Genomic DNA, 22,257 nt, shown 5'->3' on the forward strand with positions numbered 1-22,257 from the left:
ATAATACGGCCTCTTTCGGGGGTCGTTAGCTCAGCTGGTAGAGCAGCGGACTTTTAATCCGTTGGTCGCAGGTTCGAATCCCGCACGGCCTACCACCGAATTTCAGCAGTACAGATCAAGGTTACAAGCGTCAGCTTGCTAGCCTTTTTTTGCGTCCAAATTTCCCTTCTCCCCGTGTTATCTCGTCCGCGCCCCCTTTTTTCGAGGCTGCTTTCCCTTGATTACAAGTTGGTAATGTACGCATTTAAAAATTGATATGATTTTTTTTGCATGGAATAATCAGCTACGAATTTGATCGATACCGAACGGGTACGCTCCCCTGAAAACCCAGGCATTTGAACGTAGAGTTTATGCAAATGACGCCAATAGCGATCCCGGGATTGAGAATAACTCTTCGGATAATCAAGCTGAAAAACAGCATTATTTTTTCGGCTGCGCCTGTCGCGGAAGACGGTGCATGAGCACATTGTTATTCAGGCACGAGGCGCTTGACGCCCGCAGCACGCATTGGGCCGGCACGATTATTCTGTTACGTCCAGTTTCGATGCGGCTGGCGGCCGCATTTGCGGCAGTCGTGACCGTGATGCTGCTCGGTTATTTAACGGTGGGAGAGTACACGCGCAAAGTGCGGGTAAGCGGACAACTGGTGCCGACTGCAGGCGTGATCAAGGCGGTGGCGCCCCAGTTCGGCCGTGTTCTGAACCGCCCGGTACACGATGGTGACACCGTCAAAGCTGGCCAGGTCATCTACGAATTATCATCCGAACGCGACGCCCAGGGCGGGGGCATCGACACCCGTATCGACGTGTCGCTGGCCGCCCGGCGCGACCTGTTGAACCAGGAGCGGATACTACAGACCCAGCAACTACAGCAGCATAAACACGCACTACGCGCCAAGCGCCTGCTGATCCAGGAAGAACTGACACGCCTGGACCAGGAACTGCGGCTACAACAGGATCGCATTGCGACCGCGGAAAAAACGCTGGACCGGTATCGCTTGCTTCGCAGCCAAGGTTTCGTATCGGAGTTCCAGTTGACACCCTATGAAAACGACCGTACAGATCAACTGGCACGCAAGCAAACCCTGGAGCGGACCAAACTAGTGGCCACAGGGGAGTTGATGCAGGCGCAGGAGGATGCCAGCCAGGTTGCTGGCCAAATTCGCCTCAACGCCGGGCAGACTGAACGCACACTTGCCTCGCTGGACCAGGAGTCTGCAGAGCACCAGGGACATAGTCGGGTACAGGTGCTGTCCCCGGCCGACGGTGTTATCACTGCGTTGACGGCGGAAGCCGGGCAAACCGTCAATCTGGCCGCTTCCCTGGCCAGCGTGATACCCGCCAGCAGTACGCTGGAGGCGCACCTGCTGGCGCCATCGCATGCGATCGGTTTTCTGGAACAGGGACAAACCGTATTACTCAGGCTTGCCGCCTTCCCATACCAAAAATTCGGCCAGGTCGAAGGGACCGTGATACGCGTGGAGCAGAGCCCGATCGCTGAGGGAACCGGCATGGGCGCTGCCGCCGCGGCTGACGCCGAACCGGTATACCGGATCGTCGTCAAGCTGGACCGGCAGTCGGTGTGGGCATACAACAAGCAGCAATTATTCAGGGCGGGGATGACGCTGGATGCGGACATCCGCCAGGATCGCCGACGACTGATCGACTGGGTGATGGACCCGTTGATCAGTGTCGCGAAAGGCCGTGCAGGGTGACGTCAACACCCCGCACGGTGGTACCAGGCCATTCCATCGGAATGTTCAATCAACCAGATAGAGGAATAGCACAAAATGCGTTTGATAACAAATGAAGAGCTGTTCGCGGTCGCTGGTGGCGAAGAAGAAATGGAGAGCAACGATGGCGGTGGCGGCGGTGGCGAGGGTGGTGGTGGTGGCGACATGCAGGTGGTGACGATCACTGCCACCAGGGCGGACGTACAAGCGGCCCGTTACGAAAACTTTGCCGACAATGCCGCCGGTTACATCAGTGCCGCCGCCGGCATCGGCGCAGGCGCCGTGGTCACGGGCGCTTGCGTTGGCATTACCGCCATCGTATCGGGCCCGGCCGCGCCGGAAGCGGTGGCGGTGGCGGCGCGTCCCTGCGCGTACCTGGGCGGTGTGGCGGCCACAGGGGTGGGCGTATATACCTCCAACTACCTGAGACAGGCGCTGCGCTAATCGATCAAAAGTTACTTGTAACCATGACGCCAGCGCCCGGACGCGTACGATCATTGCGGACGGGCGCGGGTTCACCACGGGAACCATCACCATGAAAAGCAAAAAAAATATACTGATATTTTTTATCTCAGTATTTTTTGTCTGTTGGATCTTTGCGTTAGCTCTCACTTATTATCTCGGGAATTTCAATTTATTCTCCGCGACCATAATTGCATTGTGTGGTTCGATTGGCGCCTCCGCCACTGCGCTGATCTGTGAAAAAATCGCGGGGAAATAATAGAGGAATAGTTGATGAGAAAAATAATTATCATTCTTGGTTTATTCTTCCTGACTGGCAGTTGCCGGGCGCTCGACTTTCCGCTCATGCGTCTCACTAAAGATGGTCACAGCATTTTACTGATCGGGTCCATGCATATTGGCATCATGGATCCATCGCGAACAAAAGAGATTAACGCGCTACTTAAAGAAACCGGCAGCATCTGCATGGAAGACGACCCCGGCGATATTCCAGGCGCGCAGCGCGTTGCCCAGGCGGTGTTTGGCAATCCGCCGGGCCAGCGCTTGCGCGACCGTCTCGGTGACGCGCTGTACGACCAAAGCAAGAATCAACTGCAGTGGTATCTGGCCAAGGGCGGAGCGATCGACGACATTTCGCCCTATGCCGTGGCAAGTCTGCTGACGATGAATATGCCGGCCATGCGTGATTTCACGCTGCGACTCACGCCGCAGCAATCGCTCGACGCCGCGATCCGGTCGGCGGCGGTGGCGCACGGCCAGCAACTGCTCACCATCGAAAGCAGCGACGCCGTTCCTGCGGCCTTTGCGCGCCTGACGGAGGATGAATGGCGCTATTACGTCGCCGGCACATTGAAGATACTGCACTGCCCGGAGTGCGCGGCATCCTATTCGGAAAACATGATCCACGCCTACGACGCCACGACCGATGCCGAGGCGGCGCAGCGGCGCGCACAGCAGGCTATGGCGAGCGACCCCAGGCTGCTTGCCATTTTCGAGAAACTGTTTTACGGAGAGCGTAACATCGCGATGGTCAACAATATCGAACACGACGCTCTCGCGCATCAAAAATGCAGCGTGGTGGCGATCGGTGCTGGTCATTTGGGTGGCCCGCTCGGTGTCGTGGCCAGACTGCGGGAGCGCGGGGTAAAGGTCGAGAAACTGACGTCGGTGGACGAGGCACAGCGTGGACACGATTGAGCCAGTGAGCTTGCGATGAATAAATCCGCTGTTGAAGCCAGTCTCGGACGACTGGAATTTTTCGCCCGGCGCATGCCGGTAATCATCCAGACCGAGGCCGCAGAGTGCGGCCTTGCCTGCCTGGCCATGATCGCCGGCCACCACGGCTTTCTTACCGATTTGTCGGCATTGCGCGCGCGATTTTCGCTATCGCTCAAAGGCAGCAATCTCGCTCAACTGGTGCGTTACGCCAACGATCTGAATCTGTTCTCGCGCCCTTTGCGGCTCGAGGTGGACGAACTGTCGAGCCTCAAGCTGCCCTGCATATTGCATTGGAACCTGAACCATTTCGTGGTGCTGCAAAAGGTGGAACAAAAAGGGATCGTCATCCACGATCCGTCGGTCGGCGTGCGCAAGATGGCGTTCGCCGAAGTGGGCAAACATTTTACCGGCGTCGCACTCGAACTGACCCCGACCATGCAGTTCACCGTAGCCGACGAGGCGCGGCGGGTATCCCTGCACGGCCTGATGGGCAAGGTGGAGGGACTGTGGAAATCGCTGGGACTGGTCATGGCGATGGCCTTGGCACTGGAAGTATTCAGCCTGATTTCGCCCATGTTCAACCAATGGGTGGTGGACGAGGCGCTCGCCTCGGCTGACCGCGACCTGCTGAACGTGCTGGTGATCGGCTTCGTTCTGATGCTGGTGATTCAGACGTCGATTTCGTTGGCGCGGGGCTGGACGGTGATGTACCTGGCGACGCACCTCAATTTGCAATGGACCACCAACGTATTCCAGCACATGTTGCGGCTGCCGGTAGCGTGGTATGAAAAACGACACCTGGGCGACATTGTCTCACGCTTCGGCTCGATCGGCGCTATCCAGCAGACGCTGACCACCGGCTTTATCGAGGCCATGCTCGACGGCCTGATGGCGATCGCAACGCTGGCCATGATGCTGCTGTACAGCCCGAAACTGACACTGGTGGTGGTGTTGGCCGTGCTGCTGTATGCCATGTTGCGCAGCTTGTCGTATCGCCCATTGCGGGCAGCGAGCCAGGAAAGCCTGATCCTGTCCGCCAAAGAGCAAAGCTGTTTCCTGGAAAGCATTCGCGCGGTACAGGCAATCAAACTGTTCGGGCGCGAGCTGGATCGTCAAAGCCGCTGGCTCAATCTCAAGGTCGACTCGGTCAACCGCAGCGTGCGCACCCAAAAGTTCATGCTCTGGTTCGGCATCGCCAACACCGGTCTGTTCGGCATCCAGGGACTGTTGCTGTTCTGGCTGGGCGCACACATGGTGATGGACGGCGCGTTCACGGTGGGCATGCTATTCGCCTTCACGTCCTACAGCGGACAGTTCACCAGCCGCCTTGCCTCGTTGATCGACAAGTTTTTTTCGTTCCGCATGCTGTCGCTGCACGACGAACGTTTGGCCGACATCGTGCTGGAAACCGCCGAAGAAGACACCCAGCATGAGGCCGACGCAACCCAGCTGCAGTCGCGCATCGAATTGATCAACGTCAGCTTCCGCTACGGGCAAGGCGAGCCCTGGGTGGTCAGGCATCTCGACCTGGTGATCGAACCCGGTGAATCGGTGGCGCTGGTGGGACCGTCTGGTTGCGGAAAAACTACGCTGGTCAAGCTGATCCTGGGCGTGCTGTCACCGTCCGAAGGTGAAATACGCTACGGTGGCATGCCGATCCAGGCCCTGGGCCATCGCGCATATCGCCAGGCCATGGCGGTGGTCATGCAGGACGATCAATTGTTATCGGGCTCACTGTCCGACAACATCAGTTTTTTTGATTCCCACGCGGATCAGGATCGCATCCAGGCATGCGCCAGGCTGGCCGCCATCCACGACGACATCGCCGCCATGCCGATGGGCTACCACACGCTGGCGGGCGATATGGGTACCACTTTATCAGGTGGACAAAAGCAGCGGGTACTGCTGGCGCGGGCGCTGTACAAGTCTCCCAAAGTGCTGGTGCTGGACGAGGCGACCAGCCATCTCGACGTGGAGCGCGAGCGCATGGTCAACCAGTCGATACGGGCGCTCGACATCACCCGCATTTCCGTCGCTCACAGGCCCGAGACGATCGCCATGTGCGGACGCGTCGTGCGGCTTAACCATGGCACAATAGAACAGGATTTCAGACAGTTAGATACCCATGCCGCCTGATACGCAGTTACCACGCATCGAACGGCTGTTCGTCAAACCGGCCCGCAACGAGCCCATGCGTGCTGTCGAGGCACTGGCGCTGGTTGCCCGGTTCGGCATCGCCGGCGACATCCACGCCCACAAGCTCAGCCCGCGCCAGGTGCTGGTCACGCTGGCCTCTGAACTCGACGCGCTGGGACTGGCGCCGGGCACGCTGTACGAAAACCTGGTGATCGAGGGCGCGGTGCCTGAGGACTTCCGCCCCGGCAGCGCCATCGTCAGTGGCGCCGTCGAAATCCGGCTCACCATGCACTGCGAACCGTGCCAGCGCATCGCGCCGCTGGTCGGCAACCTGGCGGCCATGGTCGGGCGGCGCGGCATCCTCGGCGTGGTGGTCCATGGCGGCACGCTGCGCACGGGCGATGCCGTCTCGCTCATTCCGGGGCGTTACTCACCGCTGCCGGCATCGGTGCAGCAAAAATTCAGCGACTTTGTTGCGACCATTCCTGCAGGTCGCGTGGTGCGCTACCGTGATGTGACCATGGCCATCGGCGTCGATGACAGCTTCGTGCGCGCCCTGCCCGGCTACATCAGGCGCAACCTGGACGCCGGGCTGCCGCTGCACCGTATCGTCGACGGACGCGGGCAATTGCTGGCGGCGCTGCCGCAGCAGGCAGGCATGCTGGCCGCCGAAGGTGTACCATCGGATGGCGCGGTCGATCTAAGCCGTTTTCTGTGGCAGGGCTGACCTGGGCCCCGCGCCAAAATTCAGCACCGATCAATATTTTATAAACGATATGCCTGGAAATGCCATGCGCCGCGCAGTTCGCTCCTTGCCAGTGCTGTTGCTCTGCTGCCTGCTGCTGGCGGCAGGCAGCCAGGCGCAAAACATCGTCACGCTGCGCGTGGCCGCGCAGACCGGCACCGAGCCGAAGTTCATCGACGGCGGCAACGGCCGCGTGATCGGCCTGTGCATCGACATCTTCCGCACCATCGAGCGCATCGACCCGGGACTGGTGTTCGCGGGCGACCAGCAATGGCTGCCGCTGATCCGCGCCGTGTCGGAAGTCACGACGCGCCAGGACGACCTGGCGTGCGCCATCCAGCGCTCACCGGAGCGCGAGCGGCAACTGGTATTCCTCGATCCTGTCATTATCCAGTTCCAGTACCTGCTGGTGGCGCGCGCAGACGACCAACTGGTGGTCAACAGCTGGGACGACCTGCGCGCGCTCGGCGAGCGCGGTGTGGTGCTGGTCAACCGGGGCTTCACCACCTCGGATTACCTGAAGCAGCTGGGCGGCCTGCAGATCAACGCCAGCGCCACCGATCCGGCCATCAACCTGCAAATGCTGGTCGCACGGCGCGGCCGGGTTTTCCTGCACCGTAATCCGGGACTCAAAACGCTGATCGCACGCACCGGCATGACCGGCAAGGTCAAGGTGCTGCCACACGTGATGTACGAGAACCCCACCTATATCGCCATCGGCAAGCATGTCGATCCTTCAGTGACGGCGCGGGTCCGGCGCGCGCTCGAGCAGATGGAGCGCACCGGCGAACTGGCGCGCATCGTCAAAAAATGGGAGTAGCCGCCGCGCGACGACAAGCCCGAATTGACAGCCCCGACAGTATTGGTCACTATCGCCTTTTCACTTTTTATTGGGCGAGTGTTTTCATGACCATACCGCGTCTTTCCGTTCTTGCCTTTGCCCTTGCCGCCGCACTGGCCGGTCCATCACAGGCGGCTGCCGAAGCGCCGGTGGCCAAGCGCGCCATCACCCACGAAGACGTGTGGCTGATGAAGCGCGTGGGCGCGCCGACCGTCAGCCCGGACGGCAAGTGGGCGGTGTTTTCCGTCACCGATCCGGCCTACGACAGCAAGGAGCAATGGTCGGACCTGTGGATCAAGTCGCTCAATGACGACAGCGCGCCACGGCGCCTGACCTTCAGCAAGGGCGGCGAAGGCGCCGTCAACTGGTCGCCCGACAGCCGCCAGCTGGTCTTCACCGCCAAGCGCGAAGGCGACGACGTTAGCCAGATCTACCGCATCGACATCGCCGGCGGCGGCGAGGCCCAGCGCCTGACCACGCTCACGCTCGGCGCGCGCACGCCCAGGTTCAGCCCGGACGGCAAGCAGCTGCTGTTCGTCAGCGACGTCTTTCCCGGTGCTGCCGGCGAAGAAGACAACAAGCGCATCGCCAAGGAACGCAAGGACCGCAAGTACAATGTGCGCGCCTACGAGAGCTTCCCGCCGCGCTACTTCGACAAATGGCTCGACGACAAAAAAGTGCGCCTGTTCGTGATGGATGCCGCTGTTGGCGCGCTGCCCCGCGATGTACTGGCCGGCACCAGGCTGGCGCAGCTGCCGGGCTTTGGCGGCGGCCAGGGCGACGACGGCCAGTCGCTCGACGCGATCTGGTCGGAAGACGGCAAGACCATCGTGTTTAGCGCATCGACCAATCGCGACGAAGCGGCGCGCGCCTCCGGCTACACGCAAATCTTCGCGCTGCCGGCAGCCGGCGGCGAAGTGCAGCAGCTCACGCAGGACAGGCACAGTTACAAGGCGCTCAAGTTCAGCCGCGACGGCAAGACCCTGTTCGCGCTCACCGAAGAGGAAGCGCCGGGCAAGGTATATGACGTCACGCGCCTGGCCAGCCTGGCCTGGCCGGTGACCAACCCGGCGCCGAAAATCCTGACCGCGTCGCTCGACCGTTCGATCTCGCGCTTCGCCCTGCCCGATGGCACGAACCGCATCGTGTTCAGCTACGAGCACGCGGGCCTCGAGCAACTGCACTCGATCAAGTACGACGGCAGCGACCTGCGCGCGGAGAACTCGCCCGCCACCGGCGCCATCGGATCGTTCAACGCTGGCGGCAAGGCCGTGGTAGGCGTGTGGGAGTCGGCCATCAATCCACCCGAGGTGTATTCGTTCAATGGCACGCCGAAGCGCCTGACGTCTTTCAACGTCGAGCGTGCAGCGGCCATCGACTGGCAGGCGCCCGAGCACTTCTGGTTCAAGGCCAGCGACGGGCGCATGATCCACAACATGCTGATCAAGCCGGCCAACTTCGACCCGGCCAAAAAATATCCGCTGTTCTCGGTGATCCACGGCGGCGCCGCCAATATGTGGCGCGACCAGTTCGTGCTGCGCTGGAACTACCACCTGCTGGCCAAGCCCGGCTACGTGGTGCTGCTCACCGACTACAAGGGTTCGACCGGCTACGGCGAGGAATTCGCCCGCGCGATCCAGGGCGATCCTTTAAAAGGTCCGGCCGAGGAGCTGAACGAGGCGGTGGACGAAGCGGTCAAAAAATACAGCTACATCGACGGCAGCAAACTCGCTGCTGGTGGCGCCAGTTACGGCGGCCACCTGGCCAACTGGCTGCAGGCGACCACCACGCGTTATAAAGCCATCGTCTCGCATGCGGGCGAGATGGACCTGATCATGCAGTGGGGGACCAGCGACAGCATTTATGGTCGCGAAGTCAACAGCGGCGGTCCGGTCTGGGAAAACCTGCCCGTGTGGCGCGACCAGAGCCCGGTGATGCAAGGCGGGAACCACGCCAAGGGCACCGGCTTCACCACGCCGATCCTGATCTCGGTGGGCGAACTCGATTACCGCGTACCGGCCAACAACGCACTGATGAACTTCGCCACCCAGCAGCGCCTGAACGTGCCGAGCAAACTGCTGGTCTTCCCGGAAGAGAATCACTGGATCCTCAAGGGCGAAAACAGCCGCTACTTCTACAACGAAGTGCACGGCTGGCTGGCCAAGTACCTGAACTGACTTCGGGACGCACGCTACCAGGCGTTACGCCGGCTTGATCGCCGGCGCAGGCTGCCGGCGTATCAGCATGACCAGCGCGGCGGCCACCAGGCATGCCGCGCCGGCAGCAAACAGCGCCGGGTTGTAGGTCAGCAGCAGGGTGCGCACGCGCCCTGCTCCCCACGCGTCCACGGCCGCGCCCAGCTGGTGTCCCGCGAAGACCCAGCCGAACACCATCCCCGCCCGTTCCTTGCCGAACGTGGTGGCCACCAGCCGCACCGTGGGCGGCACCGTGGCGATCCAGTCCAGGCCATAGAACATGGCGAACAGCGACAGCCCATAAAACGTGAATTCCGAATACGGCAGCCAGAACAGCGACAGCCCGCGCAGGCCGTAGTAGATCAGCAGCAGCTTGCGGTTGTCGTAGCGGTCCGACAGCCAGCCCGAGCCGATGGTGCCGACCAGGTCGAAGGCCCCCATCATCGCCAGCACCGAGGCAGCAGGCACCGCACCCATGCCGGCGTCGCCGCACAGCGAAATGAAGTGGGTCTGGATCAGGCCATTGGTACTGAGCCCGCAAATGAAGAAGGTACCGAACAGGATCCAGAACACGCGATGGCCCGCCACGCTGGCCAGCACCTGGAATGGCGTGGCGAACGTCACGTGCATCGGCGGCGCAAGCGGCGCGACCGGTGTGCCGGGCGCCGCGCCATATGGCGCCAGGCCTACTTCATTGGGCCGGCTGCGCATGAAGGCCCACACCAGCAGCGCCACGATTGCGCACGCGACGAACACCGGCAAGACGGCGAGGCGCCAGCCGAAGTGCTCGATCAGCCACGCCCCCACCGGCAGGAAGATCAATTGCCCGGTGGCCGAACTGGCCGTGAGCACGCCGACCACCAGCCCGCGATGGCTGTCGAACCAGCGGTTCGAGACCACCGCGCTGAGCACCAGCGCCGTCATGCCCGAGCCGACGCCCAGCATGATTCCCCAGAACAGGATCAGGTGCCAGAACTGCGTCATAACGGTGGCCAGCGCCATGCCGCCGACCACCAGCGACAACGCGGTCACCACCACCGCGCGCAGGCCGAAGCGCTCCATCAGGATCGCCGCGAACGGCCCCATCAGGCCGAACAGCACGAAGCGAATCGCCAGTGCCGACGAAATCTGCTCGACATCCCAGCCGAACTCGCGCGACGGCGGTTGCAACAGCGCGCCGGGCAGCCCGAGCGCGGCCGATGACGTCAGCGCGGTCAGAAACGTGACGGCGACGATCACCCAGGAATAATGCCAGCCGCGCCGCTGCAGCCAATGGGAAAAACCGAGTGCGAACATCATGACCTCGAACATGCGTGCGCGCCGGCGGCACGCTGACAGCCAGTTTAAATGATGATCATAATGAATACAAGAAAAACAAAGGGCCGGATGTACCGGCCCCTGTTCACGCTACACGGTGCGGATTACTTCACGCGCAGCGAGTTTTGCACGTCGTGCACGCCTTTGACGCTGCGGGCGACGTTGGCAGCCTTGTCGGCTTCAGCTTGCGATGGCACGAAACCACTCAGCGACACTTTACCGTTGTTGGTTTCCACTTTGACGTCCAGCGATTTGAGCGAAGGCTCGGCCATCAGGCCGGTTTTGATCTTGGTGGTGATGACGGAATCGGCCACAGCGTCCTTGGCCAGTGCGGTTTTCGAACGGGCTTCGCAGCTCACCTTGTCGCCGCCGGTCAGGTTGTTGCAATCAACGCCAGTCTGGGCGATGTCGGCGGCTTGCTTGCCAGCCTTGGCATCGTTGATGGCAGCGGTTTGCTGCATCTTGGCGGTGCTCTTGCAGCTGTCTTTGCCGTTGCCGGTCATGGCATCGCATTTTTCTTCGTCGAGGTCATAGCGGGCGTCCGCCACGGCGATGCGGGCTTTTTCCAGCGAGTTCTTGTCGTTCTTGTACTTGGTGGTAGCGTCGAGTTCAGCCTGCTTTTGATCCAGCTTGGCTTGTTCTTCGCAGATATCTTTGGCGTTGCCCGATTGCGCATCGCAAGCGGCTTTGGCGGATTTGTAGCTGGCTTCGGCGCGGTCTGCGGCGGCTTTGTAGGCGACGGTATCTTGTTTTGGGGTAGCAGCGAAAGTCATGCTGGTGGCGCTAGCCAGTACCAGGAAGAGCAGCTTGTTCATGATATGTCCCTCTGTGTTGTGGTGGTTGATGGACACATTAAACCGCGCGGCCGCCCTTTTCTCTGTGCGGAACCGTACAAAAATGACATGGTGACGAGTTCGCAACTACTCCCCGTTTGCAAGCCCCTTGCGCCACAAGCTACCCGCCTGCTCGAACAACGGCAACCGGCTGTTGAAAGCATCACCAGTCCTGGCCAGTTGCAGCCACGCCATGGTGCCATGCGATTCGACGGAGGCCACCGCCGCCGATGCCGGCGCGCGCACCTGCCGCATCCAGGCAGCCACGTCGGCATAGTGCTCGGGATGGCGCTGCTGAGTCCACGCCAGCGCCACCAGGTCGGCAAAGCCTTCCTCGCGCCGGGTCTGTTGCAGCGATTGGGCGGGCTGCGCACCGCCGTGGGCGAAGCCGGACGGCGTCTGGTGCCAGGCGCCCTGCGCATAGCGCCAGCAGTGGGCGATCTCGTGGGCGAACATGGCTTCGATCATCAAGGCGCGCCGCGCTTCGGGCACGCTGCCAAGGATGTCTTCCGCTTGCGGATTGCCGCGCAGGGACAGCACCAGCTTGCAGCGGCCATCGTGGTAGCCCACGGCCACCGGCACATCGCTGGCGCGCGCCTGCGGCTGCACGGTGATATCGACCGGCAGCTTGAGGTCATGCTTGGCGTAATTGATCACGGATAAACCCGCCGTCAGCCAACGGGTTTCCATCGAGGTCAGCTCGGCGGCTAAGGCCGGGCTGCAAGACAACATCATGAGAGGGATGAGTGTGCGCTTGATCATGGTGGCGATTTCCTTGATCAAAACTGTAGCACGGTGACCGCAATAATTATTGCTTTGTGGAAGGTCTTACAACAGTAAATTATTACGTAGGCAAAGTTGAATGCTTGAGGTTTTAAAACGGGATTCCGCAACGTTGCGGAACCCCGTCGTCCTTACTTCGCCAGCAGGCTGTTGGCGGTCTTGAACTGCGGACGGATGTCGTTCGGCACCGACTTCATCTTGTCGAGCGCCTTTTGCACGTCGGGACGGATCACCACGTACTTGGCCATCATCTCCTTGGCGCGCGCGTAATCGCCGGTCGCTTCGATCATCAGGAACTCGCGATCGAGCTCCTTGACCGCGTCCTTGATCCTGGCAAAGTCCACCGAGAACGTACCGTCGCCGTGCGACACAAAACCGCCCTTGTCGAGCAGGTAGTTGACCTGGATGGCCATGCCGCGCGCGTGCGAGTCGGTCAGGCCGAAGTGCAGCGTGCGGAAGGCCGATGCCAGGAACGTCGTGTACAGCTTGCGTTCGGCCGCCTCGCCCTGCCCCAGGATGCCTTTCAGCTGGCCTTTGCCCATCATCACGTCAAGCACGTACAAGCCGGTGATGTCGGCTTTGGCTTCCTCGATGGTGGAGTAGGCTTCCTTCAGATCCTGGCGCGGCGTCGAGGCCTTGCCGTCGATGGTGGTGGCGTGGGGACCGAGGCCGTGGGTGATTTCGTGCGCCAGGATGTGGGTGAAGAACGAGTCGAAATCGACGTCCTTCTGGTCGGCAGCGCGCAGCACCAGTTTCGAAATCGGCGTGAGCGTCGATTTGAATTTCGCTTCCTGCACATTCTTGAGCATCACGCGTTTGGATCCGCGCTGGCTGATGATGCGCTCGTCGTTGGGCAGGTTGTAGGCGGCGGTCTGCACGCCCATATTGCCGTCGCCGGCGCCATACACCTGGTTGACCACCACCATCGGCGCGATCGCGCCCACCTTGGGGTTGCGGTACTGGGCGTCGATCGGCAGGCTGTCTTCCAGCTCCTGCATGTGCTGGGCGAAGAAGTCGAGCTTTTGCGTCTCTTTCTGGTCGCGGATATTCACGTACGCCTCGAACGCGGCCTTGTAGCCGAACAGTTCGTCGTTATAGGTTTCGTACGGGCCGATGGTGACGTCCACCGGCGAATCGAGATCCATCCAGGCGAAATCGGAAGCGAGATAGTCGTTGCTGAGGAAAGCATCGGCGCGCAGGTCGAGGAATTTTTTAAGCGACGCGTTGTCGGTGGCGGCAGCGGCCTGCTTGAGCAGTGCGGCGGCTTTTTCCAGTTCCGGCTGGTACTCCACCGAGTACGGCACGGTGGTGAACTGGCCGCCGGCATTGCGGCGGATCGCCGTGAAGAACCACTGCGCCTGCGACTTGTCGATGGCTGGCAAGGCGTTCATCCAGGTATCGAGCTGGGCCTTGCTGGCGTCGTCGGGATAGAAGCTGCCGCCTTCGGGCTTTTTGGCCGGGATCTTGATGCCGCCGATTTGCGCGGGCAGGAACGACTGGTGGTCGTCGAGGATGGACCAGGGCCCCTTGTTAAGCCAGAAGTAATCGAGGCGCGCCTTGCCCAGCAGCGTGGTGTCCTTTTTCAGCGCGGCCCACAGGGCCTCGTTGCCGGACCAGCGCTGGCGCAGTTGCAGCACGTCGATAATCTTGGCCGCTCCGATCAGCTTGACGATGGCCTGCTTGTCGCCGGCCGACAGCTTGCTGGTGTCGGCGGTGAGCGCCACGGGGGCGTAGCGCTGGCTCATCTTGTTCAGGTCGGCGATGGTGGCCGGTGCGGCGTGGACGGTGGAGGCAACAGCCAGGACCAGCGCCAGCGGGAGCAGGATTTTTTTCATACGAACCTCGGGTGGGGTGAGGTTCGTATTGTAATCCAGCGCTTACTTCGCCACAGCAGCCAACTGCGCCGAAGGCTGCCAGCCGGCGCCGAGCGACCGCGCCACGGCCACGGTAGCAAGCAGACGCTGGGTATTGATCTGCACTGCCGCGCGATCGGCCGCCAGCGCGCTGCGCTGGGCATCGGTCACGTCGAGGTACGTCGAGACGCCACGCTCGTAGCGCGCCCGCGCCACCAGGTAACCGCGCGCGGCTGCCGTGCGCGAGGCCGATTGCGCTTCGCCCTGCAACTGGCGTTCCTGCACGTCCGACAGCGCGTCTTCCACTTCGCGCAGCGCCGTCAGCAGTTTGGTTTCGTGGTTGGCCACCGCTTCGTCGTAGCGCGACTTGGCAATCGCCAGGTTGGCCTTGTTGCGGCCACCGTCGAAAATCGGCAGCGACAGCGCCAGCGGTCCCACGCTGAACTGGCGCGCACCGCTCTCGCCGATGTTGCGCAGCGCTTCCGACGCGTAACCGAAGTTACCGGTCAGCGACACCGACGGATAGAAGGCGCCTTCGGCCACGCCGATCTGCGCATTGGCCGCGCGCAGGCTGGCAACGCTGCCGGCCAGGTCGGGACGCTGCGCCAGCAGGCTGGCCGGCAAGCCGACGGGAATCGCCGGTGGCGCTGGCAGCACCGCAGGGGTGGCAGTAGCGGCAGTGAGCATCGCCGAAGGCGAAGCGCCCACCAGCGTGGCCAGCTGGTGCTCGACCAGATTGCGCTGGCGCTGCACTTCGTGCAGGTCCGCCTTGGCGTTGGCCAGTTCGATGCGGGCGCGCGAGACGTCGAGTTCATTCGACAGGCCGGCGTCGAAACGCGCGGTGACCAGTTGTTCGCTTTCGCGGCGGGTATCGAGCGCGCCGTTGAGGATCGCCATTTCGGCGTCCAGCCCGCGCAGTTGCCAGTAGGCCGTGGCCAGTTGCGACGACAGCATCAGCAGCACGCCGTCGCGGTCCGCTTCGGCAGCCAGCGCCTGCGCGTCGGACGCTTCTACCAGGCGGCGCACGCGGCCCAGCAGGTCGAGCTCATACGAGAAATTGGCGCCGACCGCGTAGTTGTTACCCTTGATCGAACGGCCACCAAGCGCGATACCCTGCGAGGTTTCGGCCGACGTGCGCGAGTTCGACACCGAGGCGCTCACACCCACCGAAGGAAGCTGGTTGGCGCGCGACAGGCCGGCCTGCTCCTGCGCCTGCACCAGGCGTTGCCCCGCCGCCTTCACGCTCGGGTTATCGCGCAGCGCGGTCTCTTCCAGGCGGTTGAGGATCGGATCGTTGAACACGGTCCACCATTGCGCCGGCAAGTGCGCAGCAGTGCTGCCGGCTTGCGGCAGGTGGCGGAACGACGCGTCCTTGACGTTTTCAGGCGTGCCGAAGTCGGTGCCGACAGTGGCGCAGCCGGAGAGCGCTGCGGTAATGGAAACAGCGAGCGCGATGCGCTGCAAAGCTGAATGGAACATGGTGTTACCTCACAAAATTTTAGATTAGTGCCCGCCGCCACCGCCACCCGAAGGGGCTTTGACCTTGTCCGAGAACCACAGCACGCCGATGCAGGCAAACAGCACCATGGCGACCAGGAAGAAGCCGTCGTTGTAGGCCATCACGAACGACTCGCGCCGCACAATGCCGTCGATCGCTTTGAGCGCCATGTTGGACGCCGTGGTCGAGTCGAAGCCTTGGCCAATGAACGATTGCGTCAGCACCGACAGGCGCTCCTGCGTGGCGGCCGCAAAGCCGGTGACCGATTCGCCGATGCGCTGCGAGTGGAAATGCTCGCGCGACGTCAACGCGGTCGCCAGCAGCGCGATACCGATCGAACCGCCCAGGTTGCGGGTCATGTTGATCAGCGACGACGCCGATGGCATGTCCCTGGGCTGGATGCCGTTCATGGCAAAGTTCGACAGCGTGAGCATCACGAACGGCTGGCCCAGCGCGCGCACGATCTGCGACAGCAGCAGCTGGTCGTAGCCGGTAGTGGCGTCCATATAGGAATTCATCAGGCACGAGCCGCCAAACAGCAGCAAACCAAACGTGCACAGGATGCGGTTATCGACCTTGGACGACAGCTTGGCCACGAACGGCATGATGAACAGCTGCGGCAAACCGGACCACATGATCACTTCACCGATCTGCATCGGCGAGTAGCCGGGAATCTGTCCCAGGTACAGCGGCAGCAGGAACGACGAACCGTACAAGCCCATGCCCATCGCCATCGACAGCGCGGTAGCAGCAGCGAAGTTGCGCTGGCCGTACAAGGCCAGGTTGACGAACGGCTGCTTCTTCAATGCGCTGTTGACCACCCAGCCCAGCAAACCAAAGATCGCCAGCGCGGCAAAGGTGATGATGAACGACGAATCGAACCAGTCCTTGCTGTTGCCTTCTTCGAGGAAGATGGTGAGGCTGCCCAGGCCCACGGCCATGAAAAAGATGCCGCTCCAGTCGGCGCCCGACAGCAGCGACGGCTGGAATTTTTCCTTCTGCAGGCCATAGGCGATACCGCCGATCAGCAGCAAACCCGGCACCCAGTTCAGGTAGAAGATCGACGGCCAGCCATACAGCTCGCTGAGGTAGCCACCGAGCGTGGGGCCCATCGACGGCGCCAGCGTGGCGGTCAAGCCGAAGATGGCCATGCCGGTGGCGCGCTTCGATGGTGGCAGTTGCGTCATCACCAGCGTGAACGCCATCGGGATCAGGGCGCCGCCCGTGAAGCCCTGCATCATGCGGAAGATGATCATGCTCTCGAGGTTCCAGGCGAAGCCGCACAGGGTCGAGAACAGCAGGAACAGCGCGGTGGTGCCGATCATGTAGTTACGCGTGCCGAACACCCGCGTAAACAAGCCGGTCATCGGAATGACGACGATCTCCGCCACCAGGTAGGCGGTGGCGATCCACGAGCCCTCTTCCTGGGTGGCCGACAGTGAACCGAGGATGTCCTTCAACGACGAGTTGGTGATCTGGATGTCGAGCACCGCCATGAAGGCGCCCAGCATGCCGGCGGCAATCGCGATCCAGGTGCGGGCCGTGACTTTTTCGCTCGGCGCCGGCGGAGCGGCGGGTGCAGCCTTCCCCGCCGCCGTGGAAGCCGGCGGATCGAATGTGGAACTGGCCATGATGTCGTTCCTTACTGGACCGTGGCAGGTGCGGCAGCGACCTTACGCTCGGACTTTTTCTCGTCCTGGTGGATCGCCACTTCGGCGATCGCCGACATGCCCGGCACCAGGCGGCCATTGAGGGCCTTCACGTCTTCGGGCTTGAACACGATCTTGACCGGCACACGCTGGACGATCTTGGTGAAGTTGCCGGTGGCGTTATCGGCCGGCAGCAGCGCGAACTGCGCGCCCGACGCTGGCGCGAAGCTCTCCACGGTGCCGATCAATTCCTTGCCCGGCATGGCGTCGATGGTGACTTTGACTTCCTGGCCCGCATGCATCTCGGCCAGCTGGGTTTCCTTGAAGTTGGCGGTCAGCCACACGTTGTCCTGCACGATGGCGGTCAGTTGCTGGCCCGGCTGCACGCGCTGGCCCACTTCGATCGAACGCTTGCCGATGCGACCCGCGACCGGCGCCAGAATGTGGTTGTAGGCCAGCTGCTGCTGGGCGTCCTTCAGTTGCACGCGCAGCACCGATACCTGCGCCTTGAGCACGTCGCGCGCCGATTCGGCGGCAGTGATTTGCGCGCGGGCGGCGGCAGCGTTATCCCTGCGCGCGGCCAGGTCGGCGGTGGCGCTGGCGCGGCCTGCAACGGCAGCGTCGAGTTCCGCCTTGGAGACGGCTTTCATCTGCTCGTTATACAGCTGGCCGAAACGGTCGGCGTCCTGCTTGGCGCGCAGCAGCTGCGCCTGCGACTGCGCCACTTGCGCGGTGGCCGAACTGGCTTGCGCTTTCACTTGCATGATCTGGGCGTCGGCCTGCAGCACCTGCTGCTCGGCGCTGGCGATCTGCGCCTGGATCTGCTCGACCTTCACGCCCTGGTCGAACGGATCGAGTTCGGCGATCACGTCGCCGGCGCGCACGACCTGGTTGTCGTCGATCAGGACCTTGGTCACCACGCCGGAAATGCGCGCCGACACCGGGTGCACGTGGCCAGCCACGTAGGCATTCTCGGTCTCGACGAAGTTATGGCTGCGGTACCACATGCGGCCGCCTGCGCCGATGGCGACCAGCGCGATGATGCCGGCAATGACCAGCACTTTGCGGTTCGATTTGGCCGGAGGCGCCGGAGCATCCTGGCTCGGCTGGGCTGCCTGGGGTGGTACCGCGCTTGGACCTTTTTGTTCTTGCTGTTGTGGGCTGGACATGCACTGCTCCGAAAATAATGAAAGGGGATGAGCGCATTATTGGATGATTTCAATTGGAAGTCAAGAAATGAAACGATTGCATTTCATTTTATTTTGGACTAGCATGGCGCCATTCGCTATCATCGATCACCATGAAAAAAGACAACATTTCAACCGAGGAAGAACTCGACTGTCCGGACGCCGCGCCGCACGAACCTTGTTTCGGCAAATCGGCCGGCCGGCCGCGCGCAGCCGACAAGGAAGCGCGCGAACAGGCGCTGGTGCACACTGCTGCCCAACTGTTCATGGAAAAGGGTTATAGCAAGGTCAGCCTGGAAATGATTGCCCGTGAAGCCCATGTTGCCGTGCGCACCATCTATGTGAAATTCGGCGGCAAGGCCGGCCTGCTGAGCGCAGCCATCACCCGGGGCCGCGCCAGGTTTTTCTCCGACATGACCAGCCTGGAAACCGACACGCGCCCGATGGAAGCGATCCTCGGCGACTACGCGCTGCGCTTCCTGGAACTGGTGTCGCAGCCGGCATTCGTCAACCTGCACCGCATGGTGGTGGCCGAGGCGCGCACCACGCCCGAGCTGGCCGAAACCTTTTACGATGCCGGCCCGCGCAAATCGCGCGAGCAACTGGGCAAGTTTTTCGCCCGCGACGACATCAAGCCAAGGCTGCGCACCGACCTGCCCCACGAATTTCTTCCGGTCCATTTTGTCAACTGCCTGATGGGCGACACCATGAGCCGCATGCTGTTTCCACCGGACCATCAACCTTCCCATGCTGAAATCCGGCGCCAGGCAGCCCAGGGCCTCGACCTGTTCCTGCGCAGCGTGGTTCTTTAGACACCAAAGGTCTGTACAACTTTGCCATTTGATCTATACTAATCCTTTACAAGGAGTGCATATGAGCAAAACAAATAGACTGGACTGGAGCCGACAAGTAACGCTCATGAACGAGCGCATCAAGAGCTTCCAGGCCAATCCGGGGCAAGAACAGCTGGACGCCGTCATCGAAGAAATGAAAGCCTACGCCGAAGCGGCCCGCAACGGCGGCATCGAAATTCCGGCGCGCTTCACGGTCAACTAAGCCATCCGCGCGATGGCCGGCCACATGATCATCCGCACGCTGCAAGCAGCCGACGCGCCAGCATTACTGGCGTTCGAGCTCGCCAACCGCACGTGGTTCGAACAGCATGTGGCGGCCCGCGCGCCCTCGTTCTATTCCCATCAGGGCATCACCACCCACATCACCGAATATCTCGGCTTGCACGACCAAGGCGCCATGCTGCCCTGCGTGCTGGTGGACGTCGGCGGCGTCATCGTGGGCCGCGCCAACCTGCGCCATATCGACCGAGCGGCGGGTACCGGCGAAGTCGGCTACCGCATCGCCCATGACGCCGGCGGCCGTGGCCTGGGCAGCCTGGCGCTACGCCACCTGCTCGATGCCGCCCGCAACGACTACCAGCTACGCACTATCGACGCATGGATCACCGACGACAACCCCGGCTCGCGCCGTATCGTGGAAAAGCACGGTTTCATGCGCCTGGACCTGGCGCCGCTGCCGGAAATCTGCGGCGAACAACAGCGGTGGGCGTACGCTTACCGCTGTGCGCTGGCGCCCCCTGCTCCATAAACAAAAAGCCGCCCGGCTTGCACCGGGCGGCTTCCTCATACTGGCCTGCCAGAGAATTACTTGCGCGATTGCGCGACCAGCGCGTCGAGCACTTGCAGCGTGGCGGCGGTCAGCTGCTGGCGCGGGATGCCGGGGTTGGCGGCGTCCACCATCGACGGGTTGGTCAGGTAGCGGCCATTGACGATGATGGTCGGCGTGCTGTTGACTTCATACGACGATGCCACGCGGCCGGCGTTTTTCAGGCGGTTGTTGATCGCAAACGAGTTGTACACGGCCAGGAATTTTTCCTTGTCGATGCCGTTCTTGACGGCCCACTCGATGTTGGCGTCGTCGCTTTGCAGGCGCTTGCGTTCCACGTGCCAGGTCTGCAGCACCTTGGCGTGCAGCTGCGACTCGAGCTTCATCGCTTCGAGCGTGAGGAACAGATGGGTTTCCGGATCTTTTTCACCGGTCAGCGGCAAATGGATGCGGCGGAAGCTGATGTTGTCGCCCTGCTTCTTGACCCAGTCCAGCATGGCCGGCTCCAGCGCGTAGCACGCCGGGCAGTGGTACATGAAGAACTCGATCACTTCGACCTTCTTGCCCTCGGCCTGGACCGGCTGCGGCGTTTTCAGCGTGGTGTACTCGGCGCCGCTCTTCGGTGCGGTGGGCGTGGCAAAAGCGGTACCGGCAAACATGGCGGCAACAGCGGCAGTGACAGCGGCGGTCAGGAACGTACGACGGAGCATGGTTATCCTTTAAAAAAATCTGCAAAAAATCTGCACTGCGAATATAACAGCTTCCGGCGCGCGGTGGCGGCGCTACGGCCGCAATTGACACTACGCTACAATTGCTTACACATCTGCCTCCGGATCCCCCATGAAAATACCGCTGTTGTCGCCCGCCTCGCTGGTCCTGGCCCTGGCCATGACCATGTCTTGCGCCCACGCCGCCGACCTGTCCCCCGTCGAGCAGAACATCGTCGCCGCCATCAAGGCCCGTTCACCGCAGGCGCTGCAACTGCTGGAGCAATCGGTCAACATCAACAGTGGCACCATGAACATCGAAGGTGTGCGCGAAGTGGGCAAGCTGTATCGCAGTGAACTCGACCAGCTGGGCTTTGCCACGCGCTGGATCGACCTGCCGCCAGCCATGCGCCGCGCCGGCCACCTGGTGGGCACGCGCGAGGGCAAGCAGGGCAAACGCTTGCTGCTGCTCGGCCACCTCGATACCGTGTTCGAAAAAGACAGCCCGGTGCAGCTGTGGCAGCGCAACGGCGACCGCGTGCGCGGCCAGGGCGTCAATGACATGAAGGGCGGCGACGTGGTCATCCTCGAAGCGCTGCGCGCACTGAAAAGCGCCGGTGCACTCGATAACACCACCATCACCGTGATGTTCACCGGCGACGAAGAAAGCGCCGGCGAACCGATCGCCACGTCGCGCGCCGACATGGTGGCCGCCGCCAAACGCAGCGACATCGCGCTCTCCTTCGAAGGCACCATGCGCAACCAGGAGGGCCAGGACACCGGCACCATCGGCCGCCGTTCGGCGTCGTCGTGGGAGCTGGAAGTCAAGGGCAAGCAGGGCCACTCGAGCACCATCTTCACCGACAAGGCGGGTTATGGCGCCGTGTACGAAACGGCGCGCATCCTCGATGGCTTCCTCCAGCAGGTGATTGAACCCGATCTCACGTTCAGCGCGGGACTGATACTCGGCGGCACCGATGCTGGCGTCGATGAGACAGGCACGAAAGGCCAGGCCGCCGGCAAAACCAACGTGATCGCCAGGACCGCGCTGGTGCACGGCGACCTGCGTTATCTCACCTACGAACAGCGCGACCGGGCCCACGCCAAGATGCGCGCCATCGTCGCGCAGAACCTGCCCGGCACCAGCGCCAGCATCAGCTTCCACGACGCCTATCCGCCGATGGCGCCCACGCCCGGCAACCTGGCGGTGTTAAAAGTATATTCGCAGGCGAGCAGCGACGCCGGCCTGGGCACGATCCCCGCCCTGCCCCCGGGCCAGCGCGGCGCCGGCGACATCCAGTTCGTGGCCTCGCTGGTGGACAGCCTCGATGGCCTGGGCGTGGCCGGCAACGGCGCCCACTCGCCGGACGAAGACCTGGAAATCGCCTCGCTCGAACGCGCTACCATCCGCAGTGCTTTGCTAATCTATCGGCTCACTCGCTAGAGCGTCTGCAAACCTTCAGAACAAGGCGCAGCGAAGA

19 protein-coding genes and 1 tRNA gene are annotated in these 22,257 nt (G+C 62.2%); 12 read left to right on the top strand and 8 right to left on the bottom strand.

From position 1 onward, the window contains the following. The first annotated feature begins 19 nt into the window (after window positions 1-19). The 8 genes from F8197_RS10165 to F8197_RS10200 all read left to right on the top strand — a co-directional run bounded on the left by F8197_RS10165 (window position 20) and on the right by F8197_RS10200 (window position 9,311). Window positions 20-95 (top strand) — tRNA-Lys (locus tag F8197_RS10165). Between the two features lie 362 nt (window positions 96-457). Next, window positions 458-1,714: an HlyD family secretion protein gene (locus tag F8197_RS10170; RefSeq protein WP_152881719.1), complete on the top strand. Its 1,257-nt coding sequence runs from the start codon at window positions 458-460 to the stop codon at window positions 1,712-1,714. Between the two features lie 75 nt (window positions 1,715-1,789). Beyond that, window positions 1,790-2,176, top strand: coding sequence for a hypothetical protein (locus tag F8197_RS10175; RefSeq protein ID WP_056140932.1), 387 nt, complete (start codon window positions 1,790-1,792; stop codon window positions 2,174-2,176). A gap of 291 nt (window positions 2,177-2,467) precedes the next feature. Beyond that, a complete protein-coding gene (locus F8197_RS10180; RefSeq protein WP_152881720.1) occupies window positions 2,468-3,391 on the top strand; it encodes a TraB/GumN family protein in 924 nt (307 codons plus the stop codon). Between the two features lie 15 nt (window positions 3,392-3,406). Further along, entirely contained in the window at window positions 3,407-5,548 is a 2,142-nt protein-coding gene (locus F8197_RS10185) for a peptidase domain-containing ABC transporter (protein ID WP_152881721.1), read from the top strand. Next, window positions 5,538-6,275 carry an MGMT family protein gene (locus F8197_RS10190; RefSeq protein ID WP_152881722.1) on the top strand — a complete coding sequence of 246 codons (738 nt, stop codon included), beginning with the start codon at window positions 5,538-5,540 and terminating at the stop codon, window positions 6,273-6,275. The genes F8197_RS10185 and F8197_RS10190 overlap by 11 nt, the downstream gene beginning before the upstream one ends. A gap of 64 nt (window positions 6,276-6,339) precedes the next feature. Further along, a complete protein-coding gene (locus tag F8197_RS10195; RefSeq protein WP_152881723.1) occupies window positions 6,340-7,113 on the top strand; it encodes an ABC transporter substrate-binding protein in 774 nt (257 codons plus the stop codon). An 86-nt stretch (window positions 7,114-7,199) separates the two neighbouring features. Then, entirely contained in the window at window positions 7,200-9,311 is a 2,112-nt protein-coding gene (locus tag F8197_RS10200) for a S9 family peptidase (RefSeq protein ID WP_152881724.1), read from the top strand. A gap of 24 nt (window positions 9,312-9,335) precedes the next feature. On the opposite strand, the gene F8197_RS10205 is transcribed toward F8197_RS10200, so the two are convergent. From F8197_RS10205 to F8197_RS10235, 7 genes are all read right to left on the bottom strand, one after another. Beyond that, a complete protein-coding gene (locus F8197_RS10205; RefSeq protein ID WP_152882036.1) occupies window positions 9,336-10,625 on the bottom strand; it encodes an MFS transporter in 1,290 nt (429 codons plus the stop codon). A gap of 125 nt (window positions 10,626-10,750) precedes the next feature. Then, entirely contained in the window at window positions 10,751-11,461 is a 711-nt protein-coding gene (locus tag F8197_RS10210) for a BON domain-containing protein (protein WP_056140951.1), read from the bottom strand. Window positions 11,462-11,566: 105 nt separating this feature from the next. Beyond that, entirely contained in the window at window positions 11,567-12,241 is a 675-nt protein-coding gene (locus tag F8197_RS10215; RefSeq protein WP_193333389.1) for a hypothetical protein, read from the bottom strand. Between the two features lie 152 nt (window positions 12,242-12,393). Next, on the bottom strand, window positions 12,394-14,097 hold the full coding sequence (locus F8197_RS10220; RefSeq protein WP_152881726.1) for a hypothetical protein: 1,704 nt from the start codon (window positions 14,095-14,097) through the stop codon (window positions 12,394-12,396). Window positions 14,098-14,139: 42 nt separating this feature from the next. Then, on the bottom strand, window positions 14,140-15,594 hold the full coding sequence (locus F8197_RS10225) for an efflux transporter outer membrane subunit (protein ID WP_152881727.1): 1,455 nt from the start codon (window positions 15,592-15,594) through the stop codon (window positions 14,140-14,142). Window positions 15,595-15,618: 24 nt separating this feature from the next. Continuing rightward, window positions 15,619-17,244: a DHA2 family efflux MFS transporter permease subunit gene (locus tag F8197_RS10230; RefSeq protein ID WP_152881728.1), complete on the bottom strand. Its 1,626-nt coding sequence runs from the start codon at window positions 17,242-17,244 to the stop codon at window positions 15,619-15,621. Between the two features lie 11 nt (window positions 17,245-17,255). Continuing rightward, window positions 17,256-18,431, bottom strand: coding sequence for an HlyD family secretion protein (locus tag F8197_RS10235; protein ID WP_152881729.1), 1,176 nt, complete (start codon window positions 18,429-18,431; stop codon window positions 17,256-17,258). Between the two features lie 131 nt (window positions 18,432-18,562). Between F8197_RS10235 and F8197_RS10240 the strand changes: the two genes are divergently transcribed. The 3 genes from F8197_RS10240 (at window position 18,563) to F8197_RS10250 (ending at window position 20,051) form a co-directional block, all read left to right on the top strand. After that, window positions 18,563-19,261 carry a TetR/AcrR family transcriptional regulator gene (locus F8197_RS10240; protein WP_152881730.1) on the top strand — a complete coding sequence of 233 codons (699 nt, stop codon included), beginning with the start codon at window positions 18,563-18,565 and terminating at the stop codon, window positions 19,259-19,261. A gap of 61 nt (window positions 19,262-19,322) precedes the next feature. Continuing rightward, window positions 19,323-19,505 carry a hypothetical protein gene (locus F8197_RS10245; protein ID WP_152881731.1) on the top strand — a complete coding sequence of 61 codons (183 nt, stop codon included), beginning with the start codon at window positions 19,323-19,325 and terminating at the stop codon, window positions 19,503-19,505. A gap of 24 nt (window positions 19,506-19,529) precedes the next feature. After that, a complete protein-coding gene (locus tag F8197_RS10250; protein ID WP_193333390.1) occupies window positions 19,530-20,051 on the top strand; it encodes a GNAT family N-acetyltransferase in 522 nt (173 codons plus the stop codon). Between the two features lie 56 nt (window positions 20,052-20,107). Here F8197_RS10250 and F8197_RS10255 read toward each other — a convergent pair whose 3' ends face one another. Beyond that, window positions 20,108-20,779 carry a thiol:disulfide interchange protein DsbA/DsbL gene (locus F8197_RS10255; RefSeq protein ID WP_019922950.1) on the bottom strand — a complete coding sequence of 224 codons (672 nt, stop codon included), beginning with the start codon at window positions 20,777-20,779 and terminating at the stop codon, window positions 20,108-20,110. Between the two features lie 130 nt (window positions 20,780-20,909). On the opposite strand from F8197_RS10255, the gene F8197_RS10260 reads away from it, so the two are divergent. Next, window positions 20,910-22,220 (top strand): M20/M25/M40 family metallo-hydrolase, encoded by a 1,311-nt coding sequence (locus tag F8197_RS10260; RefSeq protein WP_152881733.1) that lies wholly within the window; start codon window positions 20,910-20,912, stop codon window positions 22,218-22,220. Window positions 22,221-22,257: the final 37 nt, after the last annotated feature.

Origin of the sequence: Duganella sp. FT27W, assembly GCF_009295655.1 — a bacterium.
Taxonomy (GTDB): domain Bacteria; phylum Pseudomonadota; class Gammaproteobacteria; order Burkholderiales; family Burkholderiaceae_D; genus Rugamonas; species Rugamonas zoogloeoides.